This window comes from Actinomadura sp. 3N407 (assembly GCF_052245875.1).
Lineage (GTDB): Bacteria > Actinomycetota > Actinomycetes > Streptosporangiales > Streptosporangiaceae > Spirillospora.
This window is the reverse complement of record NZ_JBQQBP010000017.1, coordinates 72,531-97,848: the sequence shown is the minus strand read 5'-3', so window position 1 is coordinate 97,848 and position 25,318 is coordinate 72,531. Positions and strand designations below refer to the sequence as shown.

The 25,318-nt window shown below is 72.2% G+C and carries 20 protein-coding genes; 10 read left to right on the top strand and 10 right to left on the bottom strand.

Annotated features, from left to right (window positions below):
* Positions 1 to 73: 73 nt before the first annotated feature.
* Both ACTWPP_RS34085 and ACTWPP_RS34080 read right to left on the bottom strand, forming a co-directional pair.
* Positions 74 to 796 carry an anti-sigma factor family protein gene (locus ACTWPP_RS34085; protein ID WP_443108517.1) on the bottom strand — a complete coding sequence of 241 codons (723 nt, stop codon included), beginning with the start codon at positions 794 to 796 and terminating at the stop codon, positions 74 to 76.
* Positions 793 to 1,392 (bottom strand): sigma-70 family RNA polymerase sigma factor, encoded by a 600-nt coding sequence (locus ACTWPP_RS34080; RefSeq protein ID WP_443108516.1) that lies wholly within the window; start codon positions 1,390 to 1,392, stop codon positions 793 to 795. The genes ACTWPP_RS34085 and ACTWPP_RS34080 overlap by 4 nt, the downstream gene beginning before the upstream one ends.
* Positions 1,393 to 1,703: 311 nt before the next feature.
* Here ACTWPP_RS34080 and ACTWPP_RS34075 point away from each other — a divergent pair, with 311 nt between their 5' ends.
* The 4 genes from ACTWPP_RS34075 to ACTWPP_RS34060 all read left to right on the top strand — a co-directional run bounded on the left by ACTWPP_RS34075 (position 1,704) and on the right by ACTWPP_RS34060 (position 5,672).
* Complete coding sequence (locus ACTWPP_RS34075; protein ID WP_443108515.1) at positions 1,704 to 2,393, top strand: hypothetical protein; 690 nt, start codon at positions 1,704 to 1,706, stop codon at positions 2,391 to 2,393.
* A gap of 87 nt (positions 2,394 to 2,480) precedes the next feature.
* On the top strand, positions 2,481 to 2,906 hold the full coding sequence (locus ACTWPP_RS34070; RefSeq protein WP_443108514.1) for a PPOX class F420-dependent oxidoreductase: 426 nt from the start codon (positions 2,481 to 2,483) through the stop codon (positions 2,904 to 2,906).
* Positions 2,907 to 3,079: 173 nt separating this feature from the next.
* Positions 3,080 to 5,110 (top strand): CehA/McbA family metallohydrolase, encoded by a 2,031-nt coding sequence (locus tag ACTWPP_RS34065; protein WP_443108513.1) that lies wholly within the window; start codon positions 3,080 to 3,082, stop codon positions 5,108 to 5,110.
* A 112-nt stretch (positions 5,111 to 5,222) separates the two neighbouring features.
* Positions 5,223 to 5,672 (top strand): SRPBCC family protein, encoded by a 450-nt coding sequence (locus ACTWPP_RS34060; RefSeq protein ID WP_443108512.1) that lies wholly within the window; start codon positions 5,223 to 5,225, stop codon positions 5,670 to 5,672.
* Between the two features lie 151 nt (positions 5,673 to 5,823).
* On the opposite strand, the gene ACTWPP_RS34055 is transcribed toward ACTWPP_RS34060, so the two are convergent.
* The 8 genes from ACTWPP_RS34055 to ACTWPP_RS34020 form a co-directional block, all read right to left on the bottom strand.
* The gene (locus ACTWPP_RS34055) at positions 5,824 to 8,364 is read right to left on the bottom strand and encodes a GMC oxidoreductase (RefSeq protein WP_443108511.1); all 2,541 of its coding nucleotides are present in this window, start codon (positions 8,362 to 8,364) and stop codon (positions 5,824 to 5,826) included.
* 2 nt (positions 8,365 to 8,366) lie between these two features.
* A complete protein-coding gene (locus ACTWPP_RS34050) occupies positions 8,367 to 9,461 on the bottom strand; it encodes an alpha/beta hydrolase (protein WP_443108510.1) in 1,095 nt (364 codons plus the stop codon).
* A 164-nt stretch (positions 9,462 to 9,625) separates the two neighbouring features.
* Positions 9,626 to 12,685, bottom strand: coding sequence for a helix-turn-helix transcriptional regulator (locus ACTWPP_RS34045; protein WP_443108509.1), 3,060 nt, complete (start codon positions 12,683 to 12,685; stop codon positions 9,626 to 9,628).
* A 380-nt stretch (positions 12,686 to 13,065) separates the two neighbouring features.
* Positions 13,066 to 14,499: a rhamnulokinase gene (locus tag ACTWPP_RS34040; RefSeq protein WP_443108508.1), complete on the bottom strand. Its 1,434-nt coding sequence runs from the start codon at positions 14,497 to 14,499 to the stop codon at positions 13,066 to 13,068.
* Positions 14,496 to 15,116: a LutC/YkgG family protein gene (locus ACTWPP_RS34035; RefSeq protein ID WP_443108507.1), complete on the bottom strand. Its 621-nt coding sequence runs from the start codon at positions 15,114 to 15,116 to the stop codon at positions 14,496 to 14,498. Before ACTWPP_RS34035 ends, ACTWPP_RS34040 begins: the two co-directional genes overlap by 4 nt.
* A complete protein-coding gene (locus ACTWPP_RS34030) occupies positions 15,113 to 16,609 on the bottom strand; it encodes a LutB/LldF family L-lactate oxidation iron-sulfur protein (protein ID WP_443108628.1) in 1,497 nt (498 codons plus the stop codon). The genes ACTWPP_RS34035 and ACTWPP_RS34030 overlap by 4 nt, the downstream gene beginning before the upstream one ends.
* An 83-nt stretch (positions 16,610 to 16,692) precedes the next feature.
* Positions 16,693 to 17,406 (bottom strand): (Fe-S)-binding protein, encoded by a 714-nt coding sequence (locus tag ACTWPP_RS34025; protein ID WP_443108506.1) that lies wholly within the window; start codon positions 17,404 to 17,406, stop codon positions 16,693 to 16,695.
* Positions 17,403 to 18,461, bottom strand: a complete 1,059-nt coding sequence (locus tag ACTWPP_RS34020; RefSeq protein ID WP_443108505.1) for a LacI family DNA-binding transcriptional regulator — start codon at positions 18,459 to 18,461, stop codon at positions 17,403 to 17,405. The genes ACTWPP_RS34025 and ACTWPP_RS34020 overlap by 4 nt, the downstream gene beginning before the upstream one ends.
* Before the next feature lie 388 nt (positions 18,462 to 18,849).
* On the opposite strand from ACTWPP_RS34020, the gene ACTWPP_RS34015 reads away from it, so the two are divergent.
* The 6 genes from ACTWPP_RS34015 to rhaI all read left to right on the top strand — a co-directional run bounded on the left by ACTWPP_RS34015 (position 18,850) and on the right by rhaI (position 25,298).
* Positions 18,850 to 20,403, top strand: coding sequence for a sugar ABC transporter ATP-binding protein (locus tag ACTWPP_RS34015; RefSeq protein WP_443108504.1), 1,554 nt, complete (start codon positions 18,850 to 18,852; stop codon positions 20,401 to 20,403).
* A 4-nt stretch (positions 20,404 to 20,407) separates the two neighbouring features.
* Positions 20,408 to 21,574 (top strand): ABC transporter permease, encoded by a 1,167-nt coding sequence (locus ACTWPP_RS34010; RefSeq protein ID WP_443108503.1) that lies wholly within the window; start codon positions 20,408 to 20,410, stop codon positions 21,572 to 21,574.
* Positions 21,571 to 22,569 (top strand): ABC transporter permease, encoded by a 999-nt coding sequence (locus ACTWPP_RS34005; RefSeq protein WP_443108502.1) that lies wholly within the window; start codon positions 21,571 to 21,573, stop codon positions 22,567 to 22,569. Before ACTWPP_RS34010 ends, ACTWPP_RS34005 begins: the two co-directional genes overlap by 4 nt.
* Before the next feature lie 78 nt (positions 22,570 to 22,647).
* Positions 22,648 to 23,745 (top strand): rhamnose ABC transporter substrate-binding protein, encoded by a 1,098-nt coding sequence (rhaS, locus tag ACTWPP_RS34000; RefSeq protein WP_443108501.1) that lies wholly within the window; start codon positions 22,648 to 22,650, stop codon positions 23,743 to 23,745.
* A 19-nt stretch (positions 23,746 to 23,764) separates the two neighbouring features.
* Positions 23,765 to 24,103, top strand: a complete 339-nt coding sequence (locus tag ACTWPP_RS33995) for an L-rhamnose mutarotase (RefSeq protein WP_443108500.1) — start codon at positions 23,765 to 23,767, stop codon at positions 24,101 to 24,103.
* Between the two features lie 28 nt (positions 24,104 to 24,131).
* Entirely contained in the window at positions 24,132 to 25,298 is a 1,167-nt protein-coding gene (rhaI, locus tag ACTWPP_RS33990) for an L-rhamnose isomerase (protein WP_443108499.1), read from the top strand.
* Positions 25,299 to 25,318: the final 20 nt, after the last annotated feature.

Below are 25,318 nucleotides of genomic sequence, written 5' to 3'. Positions count from 1 at the left end.
GCGCGTCCCCGCGGCCGGTGCGGCCGGGCCATGGGAACGCGCCGCTGGTCTGCCCGCGCGGCCGTGCCCGCGCCTACGCCGGGACGGTCAGCAGCGTGCGGCCCTCACCGATGGTCCGGACCTCGAACCGGCTGATCTCCTCGGGGTTCAGCGCGGTGCCGCCCTGCAGCGTCAGGTGCGGCTGCGCGGACCCGGGCAGCCCGTACCCCTTGGCGGGGACGGACCATCCGGCGACCGTGTGCGCGTTGCCCCGCCCGTCCACGGCGACCAGCTCGCACTTCAGCGGCCCGCGGACCTTGCTGAGCTTCAGACCGATCCGGCTGCCCCACGCCTTGTCCTGCATCGCGACCGTCCCGGTCACGCCGGTGCCCGAGTCGGAGGCCGACACCTGCTGCCCGTCCCGCATCAGCGCCGCCGTCCCGGTGTCGGGCTGGGGCGGGGCCTGCTCCCGGTCGGCGCCGAGCGTGAAGCCGGTGCCGAGCGCCCCGCCGAGCAGGACGACCCCGGCGGCGGCCGCGGCCAGCGCCCGCGCCGCGCGGTGCCGCCGCTGTCTGCGGATCCGGTGCCGCATCAGGTCGGAGACGACCGCCGGCTCCGGCGGCACAGGGATCGTGCCCGCCGGGTCGGCGATCGGCCCGATGCCGTCGAGCGTCTGGGCGATCCCGCGCAGCTCGCCGAGTTCCTCGTGGCAGGGCATGCACGTCGGCAGGTGCGCCTCGAACGCGCGCCGGTCGGGCTCTTCCAGGAGGCCGAGGGCGTAGGCGCCGACGTCGATGTGCAGCATGTCCGCGCTCATGGCGTCACACCCCTCTCCTCCAGGGCGACGCGCAGCGCCCGGAGCGCGTAGTAGACCCGGGACTTCACCGTGCCCACGGGGATCCCGAGATGCTTGGCGGCCTCGTTCACCGAGCGGTCCCGGAAGAACGTCTCGTTGAGGATCTCGCGGTGGGCCGGGGACAGCGCGAGGAGGGCTTCGGACACGACGACGGAGCGCAGCAGATCCTCCAACCCGTCGGGGACGCGCATGTTCTCCAGCGGGCCCTCGCCCGCCTCCTGCGGCCTGGCGTTCTTGCGGCGCTGGTCGTCGATGACGATCCGGCGGGCGACCGTCGCCAGCCACGGCAGCAGGGACGTCGCGTTCTCGTCGAGCTGGTGCGCGCTCCGCCAGGCGCGGATCATGGTCTCCTGCACGACGTCCTCGGCCCAGTGCCGGTCGCCGCCGGTGAGGCGCAGCACGAACGACAGCAGCGGACGGCCGTACACCCGGTACAGCTCGGTCACGATCACCTGGTCGTCCACACCGCCCGAGGGCTGCGGGCCGCGGAACCAGCTCCACGGGCCGGCTGGTCGTTCTCGGGGGGCCGACACGGCGGTCGGTGATCTGTGGGCCATCGGGGGTCTCCGGCGGGTGCGGGGGCGGGGCGACGCGGTGACCGTGAGCCTGGTGTCACGTTGGGAGGCAGTACGGGATCCAGGCGGCCGGAGGTTCAACAGCGCCCGTTTTCGCCGTGGATTTTCCGGTTGATCCCTTACTAGTTCGCTACCTTTTCCTTACCCCTGGCGCGTGCCGCCCGCGGGCCGCGTCGTATTGCCGAACGACTCACCGCGGCGGACCTCCGCCGGGCAACGCTCACTCCACGCTTGGAGCGAATGCGGGCATCAGGCCCATTTGCCCACAGAGGACCGAGGGGCGGATCGGCATAGTGAAAGGGAACGGGAACACGCAGCTCACCTACCGCCTGCTGCTGGCGGTGGACATCCAGGGTTACAGCAAGCGCGACACGCGCGAGCAGCTGCTCGCGCAGCGGCAGCTGTCGGACGCGCTCGACCACGCGGCACGCGGCGTCGGCCTCGACCGAGGCCGCTGGGAGAAGCAGGTCGGCGGGGACGGCGAACTCGCCACGCTGCCGGACGGGATCGACCCCGCACCGGTGGCCGGCGACTTCGTCATCGGCCTCGCCGAGGCACTGCGAGAGGTCAACCGGGACGCGGGCCGCTTCCGGCTCCGGGTGCGGCTCTCCCTGCACCACGGCACGCTGACGGCCGGGCCGTTCGGGCCCGCCGGCGACGCGCCCATCGTCGTCCAGCGGCTGCTGGACGCCGCGCCGCTGCGCCGCCTGCTGGTGGACGAAGCGGACCGCGACCTGGCCTACGTCGTCTCGGACTCGCTGTTCGAGGACGTCGTCCGGACCGGGTTCTGCGCACTGCCGCCGCAGGCGTTCCAGGCCATCAAGGTGACCGCGAAGGGCGCGGCGTTCCGCGGCCACATCCTCACCGGCCGCGCGGCCCGCAGCAGCGGCCGTGACGGCGCGGGCGGCGAGCGGGGCGGACCGGACGGCGGCTCCGCCCCCGGCGCCCGCGTCCTCGACTTCCCCGCCCTCGCGTCCAGGTGATCGACCGGATCCCCGCCCGGGGCCGGGAAGGGATCGATCCGGCGCGGGGTTGTCGCCTGAAACCGGAACTTCCCACGGAGGCGGACGATGGCGGACGACGCGGCGCTGGTGAACCTGGTGGCGGGACGCGACCTCGGGGTGCTGGCCACCCTCAAGCGCGACGGGCGGCCCCAGCTGTCCAACATCAACTACCACTTCGACCCGGACCGCCGGCTCGTCCGGATCTCCATCACCGCCGACCGCGCCAAGGCCCGCAACCTGGCCCGCGACCCCCGGGCGAGCCTGCACGTCAGCTCCCCGGACGGCTGGTCGTACGCCGTCGCCGAGGGCGACGCCGACCTGTCGGCCGTCGCCGCCGACCCCGGCGACGCCGCCGTGGAGGAACTCGTCGAGGTGTACCGGGACATCCGCGGCGAGCACCCCGACTGGGACGAGTACCGCCAGGCCATGGTCGAGGACCGCCGCCTCGTCATCCGCCTGCACGTCGAGCGCCTGTACGGCTTCGCCCGCTGACCGTGCCCCGCTGACCGGCGCGCCGGTAGAAGATCCTTCTACCGGGTCGAACGTTTCGCCACCCGCGGCGCGTGAATTGCGCCGCGGGAACGGCGGGCGCTGGGCTGCGGGCGGGTTCCGTGTCACGCTGACGGCGCCGCCGATCACGGGGCCGCCGATCATCGGGAGGGACGATGTGCGACGCGGACGCGCCGCTGCCGCCCGCGGTCGCGCGAGCCCTGGAGGAGTACCGGGCGCTGCTGCGCGAGCACGGCCCCACCTGGGGCGAGGACCCCATCGGCTACGTCCGGCAGATCGCCACCAGCGCGTTCCTCATGGACGAGCACGACTACTGGATCACCTGCCTGCGCAAGGTCGTCGACGAGCACCCCGGCGCGTCCGACGAGGAGATCGACGCCCGCGTCCGGGACCTCGACCTGCACGAGGTCGTCCGGGACGCGCTCGGCGGCCGGGTCCTGGACAACCTTCCCGCGCTGCGCGTCGCACCGGGCGGCGCGTCGCTGGAGGCACTCCCGCGGGCGGTGCTGAACGATGACCCCTTCCGCACCACCCTGCTCATCGACTCCTCACGGGACGTTCCGGCCGTCGTGCGGGTGGACGGCGCCGCCCACGAGGTCCCCGCGCGCGGCGCGCGGCTCGTCCCGGTGACGTCGCACAGCCACCTCGCCGTGGACGGGACCCGCGTCCCCCTCGGCCCGCTCACCCGGCAGGCCCTCGCCGGACGGCTGCGGCTGCGCTCCGGGTTCCCCTGCCGGTGGACGGTCGTCGGCTCCGACGGGCACGGCTGGTACCCGGCGGACGCCCCGCACAGGGTCGACGCCCACCGCGCCCCCTACTTCCACGGCGACGACATCGTCCTCGACGTGCCCGCGGAACCGCTCACCGTGCGCGTCACCAGAGGGATGGAGTACGACACCGCCGAGACGGAGATCGCCCCAGGCGTCGGTGTGGAGACACTCGTCGAACTGTCCCCGCGGCGGCTCTACGACGCCGCCGCCAGGGGCTGGTACGGCGGCGACATGCACGTCCACATGAACTGGGCCGGCGACAACGTGGGCACGCCCGCGCAGGCCGCCGCCGTCCAGCACGGGGAGGACCTGCACGTCCTCAACCTCGTCGCGGGCAACGTCGCCTCGCAGCGCGTCTACGACCGCGAGGCCCTGGAGCACTGGGCCGGGCGGGACATGCCGTGGTCGGACGCCACCCACCTCGCCCGCCTCGGCGTCGAATACCGCAACGACCTGCTCGGGCACCTGTACGCGTTCGGCGTCACGGCGCCGCCCGGACGTTTCCACACCGGGTTCCTCGGCACCGCCGACTGGCCGCCCAACGGCGTGGGCTGCCGCGAGCTGCGCGACCTCGGCGCCGTCCTGGGGTACAGCCACCCGTTCCACATCCCGGTGAACGAGGACGACCCGCCCGCCGCCGCGCTCGCCGGAGGCCGCAACTGCTCGGCCCGCGAGATCGTCGCCGACGCCGCGCTCGGCCTCATCGACTCCCTCGACGTCCTCAACCACTCCTCGATCCAGACGACCGCGATCGTGTACCGGCGCCTGCTCGGCGCGGGCAACACCCTGGCCGTCACCGCCGGGACCGACGCGATGCTGTCGTTCCAGCGGCGCGGCAACCAGTCCAGCCCGCCCGGATGGGAACGCGTCTACGCCCGGGTGGACGGCCCGCTGACCGCCGCGTCGTTCGCCGAAGCGATCCGCCGCGGACGCACGTTCGCCACCACCGGCCCCTGGCTGGAGCTGGACGTGAACGGTCACGGCCCAGGAGACGTCCTGGACGTCGCCCCAGGCGAACGCGTCACCGTCACCGCGCGGACGATCGGGCCCGAAGTCCTCCGCATCGAACTGCGCACCGCCGACGGCGTCCTCGCCGAGGGCCCGCCGGGGGAGGTCACCGCCGAGCTCACCGCAGGCAACCCGACATATGTCGTCGCCGTCGCCATCGGCCCGCAGCACGAGCGCTCCATGCACTACTCCGGCGCGTTCGCGCACACCGGTCCCGTTCACCTGCACGTGGACGGACGGCACGTCGCGCGCGAAGCGGACCTGCGCTGGTGCCTGGAATACCTCGACCGGCTGGAGGACCTGCTCCGCCGCGCCGCCCGCATCGACGACCCGAACCAGCTCGTCGCCCACCTCGACCTGCTGGACGCGGCACGCGCCGTCTACACCGCCCGCCTCACCGGCGGCTGACGCACCGCGTGCTCACATGGGCGCGCTGGCAGGTGCGTGCTGGCAGGTGCGTGCTGACAGGGGCGGGGAGACCCGCTTGTGCCCGCCGTGCCCGGCTGGCTACCTTTCGGTAATGATCCAGGCCACCGCCACGTCCACCGCCACGCCCGAGGAACTGTTCCGGCATCTGGCCGTCCCCGAGGCGTGGGGCGCGTGGGGCAAGTTCCCCATCCCGGCCAAGCGGGCCCGCAAGGGCGACACGACCACCTACGGCGTCGGGACGGTCAAGAAGATCTGGCCCGCCAGCGAGCAGACCGTCGCCTACGAGCCGTACACGCACTTCGGCTACGTCGCCCTGTCGGGGCTGCCGGTCCGCCGCTACCGGTCGGACGTCCACCTGGAGGCCCGCGGCTCCGGCACCGCCATCCGCTGGGAGGCGGAGCTCGAGCCGCTGATCCCCGGCACCGGCCCCCTGCTGCGGCTCATGTTCCGGCTCATGCTGTCGGCCTTCACCCGCTGGCTGCCCGCGCACGCCGAGAAGTGCCCCCCGGACTGCCCCGCCCGCCAGGCCGGCGACATCTGACACCGGGGTCTGAGGGGCGTTCCCGGGAGACGCCGTGGGGCCGGAGGCCGCGCGACCCCCCGCGCGGCCCCCGGCGGAAAAGGTGCAGGCCGAGAGCACCCCGCAGTTCCCTCGGCCTGCACGAACTTGGCCCCCCGTCGGCCCCTCCCGCTCACGCGGGATCGGGGCCGTAGACCTCCCACAGCTCACCGGCGAAGAACCTGCCGAAGCTCAACAGCTTCTCCACCCCGTCCGGCCCCGACGTGCGGAACGTCGTGAGCTGCCGCGCGAAGTCCGTCAGCTGGATGTGCAGCACACCCGCCGCGACGACCTCGGCGCCGTCCTCCTCGTCCTCGCCGACATGGCCATCCAGCAGCCGCACGTACAGCGTGGACGTGTCCGGCCAGATCCGCGTCGGCGGACCGTGCAGGACGTCCTTCTGCCCGCTCAGCGTGCGCCGTGCGCCGTCGCCGTCGGTGTAGAACAGCCGGTACTTCATCAGCCGCCGTTCGTCCTGCCTGTCCTGGCCGTGCCCGCCCTGCTGGTCGTCCGGAGGGGCGACGAACAGGTTGAACGTGCCGCGTTCCACGGGACGCCGGCCCCCGTGGCCGGCCGCGTCGACCCACCCCTCGGCGCGTGCCTCGTGGTCCGGTTCGGCCAGGAACCGGTCGGTGTCCTCCGCGGTGATCGTCAGGCGGAACGACAGCCACCGGCGGCCGTCGGCCATCTCACCGATCCGCGGATCGGTCTCCCCGTAGGTGACGAACCCCTTCATCTCCTCGGTGAACGACAGCGACGTACGGCCCGCCGCCACGGTGGACGGTCCCCATGACCCTCCGTGGCGCCCCGAATCCGGACCGTACGTCGAGCCGTTCCCCGCCCCGTCCGGCGAGCCGGTTCCCCCGACCGGCCCGGCCCCCGTGGCAGACGGGACGGTCGCGGCGGAGCCGCCCGCACCCCGTTGTGCGGACGCGTCCTCCAGCAGCCGCGTGGCCAGCCGGTCGGCCTGCGCGGCGATCGTGAGCGAGGGGTTCGGGCCCACCGGTCCCGGCATCGCCGCCCCGTCGGCGATGTAGAGGCCAGGGAACCCGAACACCTCGCCGAAGGCGTCGCAGACGCCTTCGCCCGGGTGGACGCCCATGGGGGCGCCGCCCAGCGGATGGACGGTGATGATGCGCTTGCGGAACCACATCGGGTTGTCGGCGTAGTCGGCGCCGAGGACGTCCGCGATGCCCTGCATGGTCTTGCGGACCCGGCTGAACAGCTCCTCGCTGCTCTCGGCCGTCCAGTCGGCGGCGAGCCGGCCGTCCTTCAGGTGCAGCCGCCCGTCGGCGGCGTCGCGTCCCATGCCGAGCAGCGGCAGCGAGCTGACCGTGAGGGCGCCGTCGCCGATCAGCTCCGAGATCTCCTTCGACAGGTTGGTGTCCGGCGCGTCCCGGAACAGGTCGGTGAACCGGTCCCACAGGAACTTCACCGCGCGTTCGAAGTCGTTGCCGATGTCGAAGCCGTCGACGATCCAGTCGGTGAACCCCGGGTAGCCGCCGTCCTGGATGTAGGCGCCGCGGCCCGCGCCGGGCACGCCGTCCAGCTCGTCCGGCAGCCGGATCGCGGTGGTGATCACCGGGCCGCGGCTGGCGTTCAGGGGGCGGACCCGGTTGCGGTCCTTGGCCCGCATCAGGAACGTCAGCAGGTCGCCGTTGCCGCTGAACCGCGTGCCGAGCGCGTCGCTCAGCCCCGGGAACGCGTCCCGCGACCTCAGCAGCAGGTACGTGGTGCCGTAGGTGCCGGCGCCCAGGACCAGCCGGTCGCACGTGATCGTCTGGACGGGCGGGCGGCTCTTCCTCGCCGTCAGATCCGCGTGGTGGACGTAGTCGACCTCGTACCCGCCGCCGGGCCTCGGCCGCAGCGCCTTCACCTCGCGGGAGGTGCGGATGTCGGCGCCGTGGTGCGCCGCCGCCGACAGGTAGGTGTGGTCGAGGCTGTTCTTGGCGCCCTCGTTGCAGCCGATGTCGCATTCGCCGCACAGCCGGCACGTCCGCCGAGGGACGCCGTGGATGTTGCCGTACCCAGCGTCCACGATCGGCAGGCTCAGCGCGGGCGTGCCGCCCGGCTGGGAGGCGAAGCTGACCGCCAGCGGCGGCAGCGTGCACTGCAGCCCCAGCTCCGCCGCCGCGTCCTGCATCGCGTGCGTCTTCGGGGTGTCGTCGAAGGGGACCTGGTCGAGCGGGTACGGCGTCGCGCCCAGCATCTTCTCGACCGAGTCGTAGTGCGGATCCAGGTCGGCGCGCGAGATCGGCCACGGCTCGTACCCGCCGCCGGGCAGCGGCCGGTCGTGGACGAACCAGTTCTCGTCCTTGCGCAGCAGCACGTTCGCGTAGATCAGCGAGCCGCCGCCGAGCCCCGAGGACACCACCGAGTCACAGCCCTTGAAGCGCCACACGTCGAACATCCCGTACAGCCCGGCGGCCGGGTCCCAGAACGCCCGTCCCAGCTCGTGGGGCGACCGCGGGAAGGTGCCCGGCGCGTACGGCTGCCCGCGCTCCAGCAGGACGACCGACCGTCCGGCCTCGGCCAGCCGGTACGCGGCCACCGATCCGCCGAACCCGGACCCGACGACGACGGCGTCGACATGCTCGGCGCCGACACGCCCTCCGCCGACACGCCCTCCGCCGACACGCCCTCCGCCGACCTGTCCTCCGCCGACCTGTTCCATGGTCAACCCGCCTTCCGCTTCAAGAAGTCGAGAACCTGGGGGAACACCTCGGCGTCGACGTTGGCGCCCATGAAGGGGTCCTGGTGGCCGTAGCCGGGCAGGACCGCCAGCTCGTGCAGACCGGGCGTGGTCGATTCGAGCAGGCGGTGGCAGACGATGTTGGAGTCGGTGAACACGTGGTTGCGGTCTCCGGTGAGGAACAGGATCGGCGTGGCGACCGACGCGGCGCCCGCGAGGTAGTCGTCCGGCAGGTCCGCGTGGGCCGGGGCGCGGCGGTCGTACTTCACGGCCCGGCCGGCCTTCACCATCTTGTGGATGTGCCGGTAGTAGTGGACGTTGCACGCCCCGAACAGGTCGGGCAGCCGGCCGTGCGTGACCGGCGACATCTTGTCGTGCGAGAAGATCGGCTTCCCGCCGCCCCACATGAAGCTGAGCATGTGGCACGCGGGCTCGTCGCACGAGCGATGGAACGGCGCGACCGCCTTGGCGAGCATCCAGCCCCGGGTCAGCGCGGGCGCCTCCCCGTAGCGCGGGTCGATCTGGCACGGTCCGAGGACGTACTCCATCAGCGCCGGCCCGTACCCCAGCTTGATCTTCGACCAGGTCGGCGTTCGCGGGGTCAGCGAGACGCTGTTGCAGGTCAGGCTGGTGATGCCGGTGACCGTCCCGGCGAACAGGGCCATCGAGAACGACACCGAGCCCAGGCAGTGCGCGATGACGTGCACCCGCCGGTCCCCGATGTGGCGGCGCAACTCGGCCAGCGCCGCCGGGTGGTCGTACAGCGCGACGTCGTCGAGGTCGTGGCGGTGGGTCTCGGCGTTGTACGGGAACCGGCCGCTCATCCGGAAGTCCAGCGCCCACACGTCGCCGAACCCGGCGTCGTGCAGGAAGGTCACCAGATTGGTGTGCTCCGGCATCATGTACATGTCGCTGGACGTCGTCAGCCCGTGCACCAGCAGGACCACATCGTCGCAGTCGGCGCGGCGGAACCGGGTCAGGTTCAAACCCAGCCCGTCTTCGGTGGCGAAGGGGTGTGCGGACACCTCGGCGTCGGCGACGCCCGCGCGGGTGAAACGCGCGATCCGCTGCTGGTCCATGTGTCCATCCCCTCCGGCTTCTGACGCCCTAACCTTGCCAAACGCGTACATCAGCGCGGCATCGTGGAGAACCCGTACTTACGTGGAACATCGGACCGGCCGTATGTACGGGACCTACGTGAACTAAGAGTCGGAATCAGTCTCTATGGTTCACTCTGGCCGGTTCACTCTGGCCGGTTCATCTTGGTCGCCACGCCGACCCGCGAGGAGACGCCGATCTTGGTGAAGACGCGGGACAGGTGGGTCTCGACCGTCCGGACGCTCAGATACAGCCGCTCGGCGATCTGCTGGTTGCTGCGGCCCTCGGCGACGAGCATGGCGATCTCGTGCTCGCGCGGCGACAGCCCGAACGGCAGCTTCTCCTTCGCGCCCTTCGCGCTCTTGCCCTGCCCCGCGGCGGAGCGTCCGCCCGTCGCCGGCACCCGGACGCCGAGGCGCCGCTGCTCCCGTACGGCCTGCGCGTGCAGGCCCCGCAGCCCGCACGCCTGGAAGGTCTCCGCCGCCGCGCGGACCCGCTCGCGGGCCTGGGCGCGGTCGCCGGTGGCCGCGTGCGCGAGGCCGGCGGCCAGTTCGGCGCGTCCCGCCTCCGGACGGCGCCCCGCCTTGGTGAGCAGGTCGGCGGCCTCGGCGGCCAGCGCCGCCGACCCGGCCGGGTCGGCGGCCCGGATCGCGTGGGCGCGGGTCAGCCTCGCCATGCCGACGTCACCGGTCATCATCGGATCGGCGATCGCCTCGGCGATGCCGGCCCATCTGGCGGCGTCGCCGGCGTCCTCCTGCGCGGCGCGGACTCCCGCGAGCGCCTCCGCGCAGATCACCAGCGTGCTGAAGTCCAGGCCGTGGGTGCCGTCGCCGCACGCGGCGATCAGCGCGGTGGCGCCCTCCTCCAGCCTGCCCTCGTTGATGATCGCGAGGGCGCGGGCGACGTGCGCCATGTGCGTCCACCACTCGCCCGACCCGGTGTCGTTGGCGACCGCCTCCTCACCGGCCCGCAGCGCCCGGTCGTGGTCGCCCATCCAGCTCGCCGTCAGGCACTGCTGGATGAGCCCGTAGGCCAGTACCTCCTTCGAGCGCAGGTCGCGGCCGACCGCGGCGGCCTCGTCGGCGACGGCGGCGGCCTCCTCCATGCGCCCCAGCTGCGCCAGGACGCGGGACTGCCCGGCCAGCATGTAGCCGAGGATGAACGTCTGCCCGGTCGTCCGGGTGATCGACACGAGCCGCTCCGCGTGCCGCAGCGCCGGGTCGTACATGCCGAGGAACGACTCGGCGAACACCAGCCAGGCGAAGCAGTCCAGGCAGTCGGCGAAGTCGTTGTCGGACGCGGCGGAGAACAGCTGGTCGGCGGTCTGCGCGTGGCCGATGGCCTCCTCGACCTCCCCCCGGACGTAGGCGACGATCGGGCGCATCGACGCGACCGCCGCCGTCAGCCCCGGCCCCCACCCGGGGGCACTGTCGGGGATGGTGTCCAGGATGGCCTGCGAGCCGCGGCTGTCGGCCCGCTGGATGCGGTCGGCGACGAGCCGGATCCGCAGCAGGACCGCCTCGGGGGTCTGCCGGTCGGTGATGCGGCGCAGTTCGTCCAGGACGATCGCGCGGGCCTCGTGGATCCGGCCGACCTGCCGCTCCATGATCGCGCACATGTGGACCGTCCGGGCGCGGCGGACGGTGTCGTCGGGCGGCAGCACCCCGAGCAGCGTGTGGGCGGTCTCGCGGCCCTCCTCGGCGTGGCCGCTGACGGCCTGCATGTGGGCCAGCTCGACCAGCAGTTCCACCTTGTCCGGATACCCGGTCTTGTCTGGATGCCCGGTCTTGTCTGGATGCCCGGTCTTGTCTGAATGCCCGGTCTCGTCTTGGTGCCCGGTCTTGTCCGGGTGCTCCGGGCCGGCGGCGTCCGGCATCAGCTCCAGCGCCGCCTTCAGCCAGTACGCGGCGGTGCCGGGCGCCTGGAGCGCGACGACGCGGGCGGCCTCCACCAGCGTCCGGATCGCCTCCGGGTCGCCGAACCGCGCCGACCGCACCACGTGGTGGGCGCGGACGGCCGCCGGGGCGCCCAGTTCCGACAGCCGCGACGACACCCGCGAATGCGCGGCGATCCGCCAGCCCGCCGCCGTCGAGGCGTAGGCGACGTGCCGCACCAGCGGGTGCCGGAAACGGAACCGCCCGCCCGGCGCGGGACGGACGACGTCATGGCCGGTCAGCACGTCCAGCGCGGTCAGGGCGGCGTTCTGCTCCATCTCCGCGGCCACCGCGGCGAGGGCGGGCTCGAACACGTCCGCGGCGACGGCGGCGCCCCGCGCCATCAGCAGCGCCTCGGGCGGCAGGGCACTCAGCTCCACCTGCAGCGCGGCCCGCACTGCGGGCGGCACCTCGGTCAGGCTCGCGACGCCGTTCTCCCAGCCCTGCAGCCGGGTGCCGTCACGTCCGGCCGGGCCGGCCCCGTCGCCCATCTTGGACAGGGCCTCCAGGTAGAACGGGTTGCCGCCGCTGGCCTTGAACAGCGCCTCGCAGCGCGACCGGCTCACGCCCGGCCCGAGGAACTCCGCGACCTCGCTCTGGCTGAGCGGGTCGGCGGTGACCCGCACGCCCTGCGGTCCCGCGGCGTCCACCAGCGCCGCCAGCCGCGGCGACGCCTGCGCGGGCCGGTAGGCGACCGCCACCAGCACCCGGGCGCGCGGCGGATGCCGGACCAGATGGTCCATCAGCTCGATCGTCGCGTCGTCGGCCCAGTGCAGGTCGTCCAGGATCAGCACGAGCCCGTCCGGTTCGGCGAGGTCCTCCAGCAGATGCCGAACGGTGCGGTGCAGCTGGTACCGGGCCACGTGCGAGGCGGGGGAGGCGGCTCCGCCGGTGACCTGAGCCGGGTCGGTCAGGTCGCCCAGCGCGGGGAAGACCGTCCCGAGCAGCCGCAGCGCCGCGGGGGACAGGTTCAGTGTGTGCTCTTCGAGACGGTCGTCGAGGGCGTCGACCACGGCGCCGAACGGCATCTCCTGCTCGAACTCCGCCGCGCGTCCCGCCACGAACGGCAGCTTCCGCGCGATCGCGCCGTCGGCCAGTTCGTTCAGCAGCCGCGTCTTGCCCGCGCCCGGCTCGCCGACCAGCGCCAGGAAGCCGTACCCGCGCTCGGTCGCGTCGAGAACGCGGCCGATCTCCTGCAGCGCGACATGTCGCCCAACCAGCGGAGCGTTGCCGGACCGAGCCCCGGCGTCGCGGGCCGCACGACCCTCCATGTCCACACCCCAACAGCGACAGGCGGCCGATACGCCGTGATCTTGCTCATCGTTGCGGTTCCTGAGAACTGGCGAGATTCACCCTATCGGGTGGAACGTCAATAAGGTGAGGCAACACGCCTCCGCCAGCGCGTCATCCCACGGACCGGCCTCCTCCGTGACCGTGCCTTCGTGACGGTGCCTTCCGTGACGGCGCTTTTCGTGACCGTGCTTTTCGTGACCGTGCTTTTCGTGACGGTGCCTTCGTGACCGTGCCTTTCACTGCATCAGCGTTTCATCGCATCAGCGTTCACTGCTATCAACCGTCCTAGGGCGCCCCGTGTCAACCTCGGGACGGTAAACCGTCTCGCCGCCGTGACATCCGGACCCTGGCGGGCCGGTCAGCGTTCCAGGCCGAGATGGGCGGCGGCGGCCGCCCATGCGGACTCGTCACCGGACGGCGTGTAGTGGCGGAGCGCCTGCGTCGCGGCGACCAGGGCGCGGGCCTCCGCCAGGTCCCCGACGACACCGTGCGCGCGGGCCTGGGCCAGCACGTTGCCGAGGGCGGTCGCCTCCACCGGTCCGGCGACGACCGGGAGGCCGGCCGCGTCGGCGGTCAGGCGGCACAGCAGGTCGTTGCGGCTGCCGCCGCCGACGAGGTGGACCACCTCGATCTCCCGGCCGGACAGGCGGGACGCCTCGCGGAGCGTGGCGCGGTGCGCGAGGGCGAGGCTGTCCACGATGCAGCGGACCGTCTCGGCGCGGGTGACCGGTGCGGGGAGGCCGCGGCGGCGGCAGTGCGCGGCGATGCGGGCGGGCATGTCGCCGGGCGCCAGGAACTCCGGGTCGTCGGGGTCGATGAGGCGGCGCAGCCCCGGGACGTGCTCCGCCTCGGCGAGCAGTGCGGGCAGGTCGGCGTCGCCCCAGGTCCGCAGGGACTCCTGGAGGAGCCACAGGCCCATCACGTTGCGCAGGTAGCGGACCGTCCCGTCGACGCCGCCCTCGTTGGTGAAGTTGGCCTCGCGGCTCGCCCCGGTCACGACGGGCGCGTCCAGCTCGACGCCGACCAGCGACCAGGTGCCGCAGGAGATGTAGGCGAACCGTCCGGTGGTGGCGGGGACGGCGGCGACGGCGGAGGCGGTGTCGTGGGAACCGACGGCGGCGACCCGCAGACCCGGGTGGCCGGTCTCGTCCGCCACGTCCCCGCGGAGGGTCCCGACGATCTCGCCGGGGTTCCGGAGGGGCGGGAGGATCCCCGCCGGGAGGTTCAGCCGCGCCAGCAGCTCCCGCGACCAGGTGCCGTCGCGGACGTCCAGGAGGCCGGTCGTGGACGCGTTGGTCCGCTCGGCGCCGATCTCGCCCGTGAGCCAGTAGGCGAGAAGGTCGGGGATCAGCAGGAGCGTGCTCGCCCGGGACAGGTCGTCCGCCGCCAGCTGGTAGATCGTGTTGAACGGGAGGAACTGGAGACCCGACGTCCGGTAGAGGAGGTCGTCGCCCAGCTCCGCGCGGACGCGGTCCATCACGCCGTCGGTGCGGGCGTCGCGGTAGTGGACGGGGTTTCCCAGCAGTCGCCCGCCCGCGTCCAGGAGGCCGTAGTCGACGGCCCACGAGTCGATGCCCACCGAGGCCGGCCCGGGCGGGGCCGCACGCAGCCCGTCGAGGACGTTGCCGTAAAGCCCGAGGATGTCCCAGTGCAGGGTGCCGTTGACGCGGACGGGACGGTTGGCGAAGCGGCGGATCTCGTCCAGCTCCAGCATGCCCTGGCCGACACGTCCGGACATGACACGCCCGCTGGACGCCCCGAGGTCGACGGCCGCGAAGGTCGCAGCGCTCATGAGACGACCAGCACCTCCAGCGTCCGCGGACCGTGCACGCCCTCCACACGTGACAGCTCGATGTCACTCGTGGCGGAGGGGCCGGACACGAACGTCAGCGGCCGGTACGGGTCGAGCCGTTCCAGGGCTTCGGGCACGTCCGGCGCGACCTGATCGGCGAGGACGACGATCAGGTGGTAGTCGGGGACGAGCGACAGCGCGCGCGGCCCCTGAGCGGCGCCGTGGTCGAGGACGACCGTGCCGGTCTCGGCGATCGCGGCGGCGCAGCCGGTGACCGCGCCCGCCAGCCCGTCCAGCGACGCGATGTCCGGATCCCGGACGAGCGGGACGCCGGCCGCGGCGAGCCACTCGCCGGGCAGGTCGCCGGGCACGCCGTAGGTGCCGGGCCGGGCCGAGAGCCGCTCCGCGACCGTCGCCGGCACGTCGGCCGGGGAGACCCGCAGGACCGTCGCGCGGTAGTCGGCGACCCGCTCGGCGAACAGGTCGAGGACACCGCCGTCGTGGTGGCGGCGCAGGTAGTCCCGATCGATCCGGTCGTAGGAGGCGGCGACCTCGGCGGCCGGGCGGGCGGGCACGATCTCCTCTACACGGCGGAGGATCTCCTCACGCGCGTTCACGGATTCCCTCCAACGTGATCTTCGTCGCCTGCGTTGCCAACGTCGTCTGCGCTGCCGACGTTGTCTGCCTTGTCTACGTCGCCTGCGTCGCGGCCGCCGCCGGTCCGGGCCCACCAGGCGCGGAACGACTCGGGCGGCGGCGCGGGCGCGTCCCGCGTCTCGGTCCAGGCGCCGAGCGGGCCGGGCAGCCGCCGGATCCGGCCGCCGCGCGCCACGACGCGGCGGCTCGCGGACGCGGCGCGCTGCGCGAGCCCGAGCCGGGTGGGGGAGCGCAGCGTCCACCCGGCCGCCGTCATCGCCACCCGTTCCAGCGGATGCCGGGGGCCCTTCTCGACGGCGCGGGCCCGCAGATGGACGAGCACCTCCGGGATGTCGATCGCGACGGGGCACGCGTCGAAGCACGCCCCGCACAGCGTCGACGCGTACGGCAGCGAGGCGTCCACGTCCGACCCGATGCCCCGGATCTGCGGGGACAGGATCGCGCCGATCGGCCCCGGATACGGCGACCCGTAGGCGTGACCGCCCGCGCGCTGGTAGACCGGGCACACGTTCAGGCACGCGGAGCAGCGGATGCAGCGCAGCGCCTGCCGGCCCACCTCGTCGGCCAGCGTGTCGAGGCGGCCGTTGTCCAGCAGGACGAGGTGGAAGTCGCGCGGGCCGTCACCGGGGTGCACACCCGTCCAGGTGGAGGTGTAGGGGTTCATCCGCTCGGCCGTGGACGAGCGGGGGAGCAGCTGCAGGAACACCTCCAGGTCCCGCCGGCTCGGAACGATCTTCTCCACGCCCATCACCGAGATCAGCGTCTCGGGCAGGGTGAGGCACATCCGCCCGTTGCCCTCCGATTCCAGGACGACGAGGGTGCCGGTGTCGGCGACGGCGAAGTTCACGCCCGACACGGCGACCTTCGCCGACAGGAACTTGGCGCGCAGATGGCGGCGGGCCGCCTCCGCCAGCGCGGCGGGGGAGTCGGTCAGCCCCTCCGGCGCGCCCTCCATCTCGCGCATGAAGATGTCGCGGATGTCGGCGCGGTTCCGATGGATGGCGGGGACGAGGATGTGCGACGGCCGGTCGTCCCCCAACTGGACGATCAGCTCGGCGAGGTCGGTCTCGTAGGCGGTGACGCCCTCCTCTGCGAGGAACTCGTTCAGGCCGATCTCCTGCGTGGCCATCGACTTGACCTTGACGACCTCGGTCTCGCCGGTCGCCTTCACCAGGCCGGCGACGATCCGGTTGGCCTCGCCCGCGTCCCGCGCCCAGTGCACCGTCCCGCCCGCCTCGGTGACCTTCTCCTCCAGGAGGCGCAGGTAGTGGCCGAGGTTCTCCAGGACGTGGTCCTTGATCTGCTTGCCCGACTCGCGCAGCGCGGGCCAGTCGTCCAGTTCCGCGACGGCGGATTCGCGCCGCCCCCGGATCGTGGTGGTCGCGTGGGCGAGGTTGCCGCGCAGCCGCGCGTCGGCCACCGCGCCCCGCGCCGCGTCCGGGAAGGACGGCATCCCGACGTACGTGGGCATCGAGGACGATGCCGTGCGTGTTCCTCGTGGGGGGCCGGCCCCCCGTGCCCCCCGGTTCGCTCCGCTCATTTCTGTTCCTCCTCGGTGGAGGCGAGGATCTCGGCCAGATGGACGGTCCGTACCCCGGCGCGGGTACGGGTGAGGGCGCCGCCGATGTGCATCAGGCAGGAGTTGTCGGCGGCGCACAGCGCCTCGGCCCCGGTCTCCCGGACGGCGGTGACCTTGTCCGCGCACATCGCGGCCGACACCTCGGAGTTCTTCAGCGCGAACGTCCCGCCGAACCCGCAGCATTCGGCGGCGTCCGGCAGGTCGGCCAGCTCGATGCCGCGGACCTCGCGCAGCAGCCGCAGCGGCCGGTCCCCGACGCGCAGCATCCGCAGCGAGTGGCACGTCGGATGGTAGGTGACGCGGTGCGGGAAGTAGGCGCCCACATCGGTGACGCCCAGCACGTCCACCAGGAACTCCGACAGCTCGTGCACGCGCGACGCGACCCCGGCGGTCCGCGGCGCCAGCTTCGGATGCCAGTCGCGGATCATCGCGGCGCAGGACGCGGACGGCGTCACGACGGCGTCGTAGGGCTCGAACGTCTCCGAGAACCCCTTCACCAGGTGGAGGGCCTGCCGCCGGTAGCCGGTGTTGAGGTGCATCTGCCCGCAGCAGGTCTGCGCGGCCGGGAACTCGACGTCGTGGCCGAGCCGCCGCAGCAGCCGCACCATCGCCTTGCCCGTCTCCGGGTACATCGTGTCGTTCACGCAGGTGAGGAACAACGCCACCTTCATGAGGCGCCTCCAGGGCGACTGGACTCGCGGACCACCAGCTCGGGCTGGAACATGACCTGCTGGTGGGCATGCCCGCCCGACTCGTCGCACTCCTCCAGCAGCAGTTCGGTCGCGATCCGGCCGAGCTGGTAGGTGGGCTGCCGCACCGAGCTCAGCGGGACCGCGGCCGCCGCCGAGAACTCGATGTCGTCGTACCCGATCAGCGCGATGTCGGCCGGCACCTTCAGCCCGGCCTGCACCAGCACGCGCAGCACGCCGAGGGCGAGCAGGTCGTTCGCGCAGAAGATCGCGTCGGGCAGCGGCGGACCGGCCTCCAGCAGCCGCCGCGCCGCCTCCTGCCCGGACCGGGCGTTCATCGCCCCGACCGTCACCTCGCGCATCACCTCACGGCCGAGGCCCGCGGCGCGCAGCGCCCGCAGCGCGCCCTTGCGGCGGTCGGTGCACTGTCGCAGCACGCTGGGGCCGGTGACGAACGCCAGCGTGCGGGCGCCGCCGTCCAGCAGCTCACCGACCGCGAGTTCACCGCCCGCGACGTCGTCGACGGCGACGGAGCACTGGTTGGCGCGCGGCGTCGGATGGTCGAGCAGCACCACGGGGACGCCCCGATCCTGCAGCCGGTCGGCGGCCTCGCCGTCGTCGCCGACCGGGGTCAGCAGGACGCCGCGGACCCGCTGCTCGGCGAGCACCCGCAGGTTGCGCTGCTCCCGCTCGTCCGACTCGCCGGACGACGACAGGATCACCGCGTAGCCGCGTTCGCTGGCGATGTCCTCGACGCCGCGGGCGACGTCGGTGAAGAACGGGTTGGCGAGGTCGAGGACCATCAGCCCGATCGTGCTGCTGTGCCCGGCGCGCAGCGTCGACGCCGAGCCGTTGCGGACGAACCCGAGTTCGCGGATGGCCTGCTCGACGCGGATCCGGGTCGCCTCGGCGACGCGCTCGGGCCGGTTGAGCACGTTCGACACGGTTCCCGGCGAGACGCCGGCGTGCGCCGCGACCTGCTTGATGCCGACGGTACGGCTCAAGTGCCCGGGACGCCCGGTGTCGTCTGTGCTCAATCTGTGTGCCCCCGGTCCGTCCGCGTGAATGTGCCCGTGCCCGCGCCTGTGTGACTGTGCCCGCGCCTGTGTGACTGTGCCTGTGAATGTGTGAATGCGCCTCTGGATGCGTCGCTCGCCGTGCCGCTTCACTTTGGTCATCGAATTAAAACGTGTCAAGCCCGCTGTCGACACATCGGGGTACCTGCCGGGCGGCACGGCCTCGGCCGCGGGCGACTTCGACAACGTCCCCGCCCCTGTGGCGCCGCCATTCTCGCCGCATCCGGCGGGATCTTCGAGCGGGTTGCCTCTTGACGGCTGCGCGGCGTGACTCTAGCGTCCTCCGCAACATCACGTTAAAACGTTTTTCATCAGGTGGTCATAGACCTGCCCCGCGAGGAGGGCCGCGATGGGTGCACCCGGCCGGTCGGCGCCGCCGACATTGGCACTGGTCAACGTGAGCAAGTCGTTCGGCGCCGTGCGCGCCCTCCAGGGCGTCACCCTGGAGCTGCACGCGGGCGAGGTGCACGCCCTGGCCGGAGAGAACGGTGCGGGCAAGTCCACGGTCGTAAAAACGTTCGCAGGGGTGTACCGCCCCGACGCGGGCGAGGTGCGCGTCGACGGCGAGCCGGTGACCTTCCACGGACCCGCCGACGCGCAGACCGCCGGCGTCGCCGTCATCTACCAGGAACCCACCCTGTTCCCCGACCTGTCGGTCGCCGAGAACATCTTCATGGGCCGCCAGCCGCGCGCCCGTGGTCACATCTCAGGGCTCGGCCGCATCGACCGCCGCGCCATGCACGCCGAGACCGCGAAGCTGTTCCGGCGGCTCGGCGTCGCGCTCGACCCGCAGCAGCCCGCCCGCGGGCTGTCGATCGCCGACCAGCAGGTCGTCGAGATCGCCAAGGCCATCTCCCGGGACGCGCGCGTCCTCATCATGGACGAGCCCACCGCCGCGCTCACCGGCCAGGAGGTCGCCCGGCTGTTCGCGGTCACCCGCACCCTGAGCGAGCACGGCTGCGCCGTCCTGTTCATCTCGCACCGGCTGGAAGAGATCTTCGAGCTGTGCCGGCGGGTCACCACGCTGCGCGACGGCGCCCACGTCGGCACCGACCCGACCGCCGACCTCACCCCCGACGACCTCGTCCGCCGGATGGTCGGCCGCGACCTCGACGCGCTCTACCCCAAGCAGGACGTGACGCCCGGCGAGGTCGCGCTGAAGGTCAGCCGGCTGACCCGCGAGGGTGCCTTCACCGACATCTCCTTCGAGGTCCGCCGCGGCGAGATCGTCGCGCTGGCCGGGCTGGTCGGCGCCGGCCGCAGCGAGGTCGCCCGCGCGATCTTCGGCGTGGACCGCTGGGACGCCGGGAACGTCGAGGTCGCCGGGCGCGCCCTGCCCGCCGGCAGCCCGACCGCCGCGATGTCGGCCGGGCTCGCGCTCGTCCCCGAGGACCGCCGCCTGCAGGGCCTGGTCATGGACATGTCCATCGAACGCAACATGGGCCTCACCCAGCTGCGCACGCTGCGCCGCCAGACCGGCCGCGGCGGCCTCATCTCCCGGAAGGTGGAACGCGACCGCGCCGCCGACTGGGGGCTGCGGCTCCAGCTCAAGTACTCCCGGCTCACCGACGCCGTCGGCGTGCTGTCGGGCGGCAACCAGCAGAAGGTCGTGCTCGCCAAGTGGCTGGCCACCGAGCCGGCCGTCCTCATCGTGGACGAGCCGACCCGCGGCATCGACGTCGGCACCAAGGCCGAGGTGCACCGGCTGCTGTCGGAGCTCGCCGCGCAGGACCTCGCGGTACTGATGATCTCCTCCGACCTGCCGGAGGTGATCGGCATGGCCGACCGCGTGCTGGTCATGCACGAGGGCCGGCTCACCGCCGAGATCCCCCGCGCGGACGCGACCGAGGAGAGCGTGATGGCCGCCGCCACCGGCCGCGCCGGCAACGGAAAGGCGGCCTGACCCGATGACCGTACTCACCCAGTCACCGGCCAGACCGGGATCGGGCGGTGCCCGCGGGGGCGGGCGCCGCCTGGTCGAACTGGTGCTGCGCGCACGCGAGCTCAGCATCCTCGGCGCCCTGGTCGTCCTGGTCGTCGGCACCACGGTCGCCAACCCGCGGTTCCTGTCGGGCCAGGGCGTGAAGGACATCTTCCTCAACGCCTCGATCCTGGTCCTGCTCGCCGTCGGGCAGAGCATGGTCGTCGTCACCCGCAACATCGACCTGTCGGTCGGCTCCGTCGTCGGGCTCGTCGCGTTCACCGCCGGCAAGTTCGCCTCCGGCGGCGACCGGAACGTCGTGCTGGTCCTCGTGGTCGGCGTCCTCATCGGACTGGCCTGCGGGCTGGTGAACGGCCTGCTCGTCAGCTTCTGCCGCGTCCCCTCCCTCGTGGTCACCCTCGGCACGCTGTACGTGATCCAAGGGCTCGACTACCGCATCGCGCACGGCGACCAGATCAGCGCCTCCGAGCTTCCGGCGTCGGTCCTCAGCCTCGGCAACGACGGCGTCCTCGGCATCCCCTCCCTGCCGATCATCACCGTCGCCGTGATGCTGGCCGTCGGCTACTACCTGCGCTCCTACTCGTCCGGACGCGAGTACTACGCGATCGGGTCCAGCCCCGAGGCCGCGATGCTCGCCGGCGTGTCGATCCGCCGCCGCATCCTCACCGCCTACCTGGTCAGCGGCGCCCTCGCGGGCCTCGCCGGGGTGCTGTGGCTCGCCCGGTTCGGCACCGTCGTCGCTGACGCCGCGCACGGCTGGGAGCTGACGGTCGTCGCCGCCGTCGTCGTCGGCGGCGTCGCGATCACCGGCGGCGTCGGCACCGTGTACGGGGCGGCGCTCGGCGCGCTGCTGCTCACCACCATCGGCAGCGTGCTGGTGGTGCTCAAGGTCAACTCGTTCTGGCAGGAGGCGATCACCGGTGTCCTCCTGCTGCTGGCCATCAGCGTCGACCGGCTCCTGGCGCTCCGCGTCACCCGGGCGCTGAAACAGCGATCCCTGGAGTCGGCCGCGCACCACGACGTGGACCCGCGACCCGACGGCGACGCGCGGCCCGATCGGGACGCGCACCGAGACATGGACACGGCCGGGACCACCGAGACCACGGCTCCGGAAGGGAAGGGCCGGTCATGAGCCGACTGGGACGCATGGTGCGGTGGGAGACCGCCATCACCGCGCTGCTGATCATGGTGTTCTTCGGCGGCGCCGGGTTCTCGCCCGACTTCGCGAGCAACGGCAACCTGTCGTTCGCGCTGCTCGACCTCAGCGAGATCGCGCTGATCGCGCTGCCGATGACGCTGCTGGTCGTGTGCGGGCAGGTCGACCTGTCGGTCGCCTCCATCCTCGGCCTGTGCAGCGCGCTGACCGGCAAGATGTGGGACGGCGGCATGGCGATCGAGACGATCATCCCGGTGGTCCTGGCCGTCGGCGTCGTCTGCGGCCTCGTCAACGGGCTGCTCGTCACCAAGCTGGGGCTGCCGTCCCTCGCCGTCACGATCGGCACGATGACCCTCTACCGGGGCCTCGCGTACGTGACGCTCGGCACCGGCGCCATCTCCGAGTTCCCGTTCACCTACACCGACCTCGCGACCTCGTCCATCCCCGGCACCCCGATCCCGTACCCGATCGCGCTGTTCGTCCTGCTCGCCATCGTCACCGGCGTCGTCCTGCACGCCACCGGCATCGGACGGTCGCTGTTCGCGATCGGCGCTCAGGAGGACGCCGCCTACTTCGCCGGCATCCGCGTCAAGCGCATCAAGATGATCCTGTTCGTGGTGTCCGGCCTGGTCGCCGGGTTCGCCGGCATCATCTACACGCTCCGCTACGGCAGCGCCCGCGCCGACAACGGCCTCGGCCTGGAACTGGCCGTCATCGCGGCCGTGCTGCTCGGCGGCGTCGACTTCGAGGGCGGCAAGGGCACCCTCGGCGGCGTCATCGCCGCCGTGCTGCTGATCGGCCTGCTCCGCAACCTGCTGATGCTCAACGACGTCTCCACCGAGGTCCAGTCGATCGTCACCGGCCTGCTGCTCATCATCAGCGTCCTCACGCCGCGGCTGATCGCCGTGGCGCGCGAGGCCCGGGGCAGACGGAGGGGCGCGCGACCCGCGACCCCGTCCGCCGTCCCCTAGCCCCGGGGCGACCCCGCACGCCCCTCGCCGCGACCACCCACCCCCGAAGCAAGACCCGGATTTCTGAAAGGCACCCAGATGACCACTCGTTTGCGCGCCCCGCGACGGCTGGCGGCCCGGTTGACGGCCACAGCCACGGTGAGCGTCCTGGCCCTCAGCCTGGCCGCATGCGGCGGAACCACGAAGGACTCCTCGTCCGCCTCCGGGGAGGGCAAGGCCGGCGGGAACGCCACCGCCGACCCGAACGCGCCCCTGAAGAAGGGCCTGAAGATCGCGTTCCTGCCGAAGCAGGTCAACAACCCCTACGAGACGATCGTCGACAACGCCGGCATCGCGGCGGCCAAGGAGTTCGGCGCGGAGGCCAAGGAGGTCGGCCCGTCCGACGCGTCGGCGTCCTCGCAGGTCTCCTACATCAACACGCTCATCCAGCAGCAGCACGACGCGATCCTCATCGCCGCCAACGACGAGAACGCGGTGTGCGGCCCGCTCAAGCAGGCGATGGCGAAGGACATCAAGATCGTCGCCTACGACTCCGACACCAACCCCGAATGCCGGGACGTGTTCATCAACCAGGCCAGCTCCGAGGAGATCGGCCGCAGCCAGGTCAAGCTCCTCGCCGAGCAGATCGACCACAAGGGCGAGATCGCGATCCTGTCGGCGACCGCGAACGCCACCAACCAGAACACCTGGATCGAGTTCATGAAGGAGGAACTGAAGAAGCCCGAGTACGCCGACATGAAGCTCGTCAAGGTCGCCTACGGCGACGACAACGACCAGAAGTCGTTCCAGCAGACGCAGGGCCTGCTTCAGGCGTACCCGAACCTCAAGGGCATCATCTCGCCGACCACGGTCGGCATCGCCGCCGCGGCCCGCTACATCTCCGGCTCCGAGTACAAGGGCAAGGTCGTCCTGACCGGCCTCGGCACCCCGGACCAGATGCGCAAGTTCATCAAGAACGACACGGTCGAGTCGTTCGCGCTGTGGGACCCGAAGGACCTCGGCTACCTCTCCGCCTACGCGGCGGCGGCGCTGGCGTCCGGCCAGATCACCGGCAAGCAGGGCGAGAAGCTGAAGGCCGGCAAGCTCGGCGAGCGCACCATCGGCGCCAACGGCGAGATCATCCTCGGCCCGCCGACGGTCTTCGACGCCGAGAACATCGACGAGTACCACTTCTGACCCGTGGATGTCTGAGCACATGGACACGGACTCTTCGCGCAAGAAGCGGATCTGCTTCCTGCTGAAGGTCAGGCAGGACCGCCTGGAGGAGTACAAGCTGCGCCACCAGGCGGTCTGGCCCGACATGCGGGCGGCCCTGCGCGACTCCGGCTGGCACAACTACTCGCTGTTCCTGAGCGAGGACGGCCTCCTCGTCGGCTACCTGGAGACCGACGACTTCGAGGCCGCGCAGGAGCGGATGGCCCGCACCGAGGTCAACGCGCGGTGGCAGGCGGAGATGGCGCAGTACTTCGAAGACCTCGACGGCCGCCCCGATGAGGGGATGCGGCTGCTCCCCGAGGTCTTCCATCTGGATTGAGTGAAGTACTGGATTGAGAGAGGTAACCGTGAACGACACCAGCGCGGTGAAGGACGCCCTGCGCCGCCAGCAGATCGAGACTCCCTCGTGGGCGTACGGGAACTCGGGGACCCGTTTCAAGGTCTTCGCCCAGCGGGGCGTGCCGCGCACCCCGCAGGAGAAGATCGACGACGCCGCGCAGGTGCACCGCTTCACGGGCGTCGCGCCCAGCGTGGCCGTGCACATCCCCTGGGACAAGGTGGACGACTACGCCGCGCTGGCCGCGCACGCCAAGGAGAAGGGGGTGCGGATCGGCGCGGTCAACACCAACGTCTTCCAGGACGACGACTACATGCTCGGCAGCGTCACCAACCCCGACCCCGCCGTGCGCCGCAAGGCCCTCGACCATCTGCTCGAGGCCGTCGACATCATGGACATGACGGGGTCCCGCGACCTGAAGCTGTGGTTCTCCGACGGCACGAACTACCCGGGTCAGGACGACATCCGCACCCGCCAGGACCGGATGGCCGAAGCCCTCGCCGCCGTCTACGAGCGGCTCGGCGACGACCAGCGGTTCCTGCTGGAGTACAAGCTGTTCGAACCGGCGTTCTACATGACCGACGTGCCGGACTGGGGCGCCTCCTACGCGCACTGCGTGAAGCTCGGCCCGAAGGCGCAGGTCGTGGTGGACACCGGGCACCACGCGCCCGGCACCAACATCGAGTTCATCGTCGCGTTCCTGCTGCGGGAGGGGAGGCTCGGCGGGTTCGACTTCAACTCCCGCTTCTACGCCGACGACGACCTGATGGTCGGCTCCGCCGACCCGTTCCAGCTGTTCCGCATCATGTACGAGGTGGTGCGGGGCGGCGGATACGACGCGGCGACGGGCGTGGCGTTCATGCTCGACCAGTGCCACAACATCGAGCCGAAGATCCAGGGCCAGATCCGCTCGGTGATGAACGTCCAGGAGGCCACGGCCAAGGCGCTGCTCGTGGACGCCGAAGCGCTGTCCGCCGCGCAGTCGTCCGGTGAGGTCCTCGAAGCCAACGCGGTGTTCATGGACGCGTTCAACACCGACGTCCGCCCGCTGCTGGCCGAGCTCCGCGAGGAGATGGGCCTTCACCCGGACCCGGTCGCCGCCTACAAGGCGTCCGGCTACTACGAGCGGATCGCCGAGGAACGCAAGGGCGGCCAGGCCGCCGGATGGGGGGCCTGATGTTGTCCGGGACGCTCCGC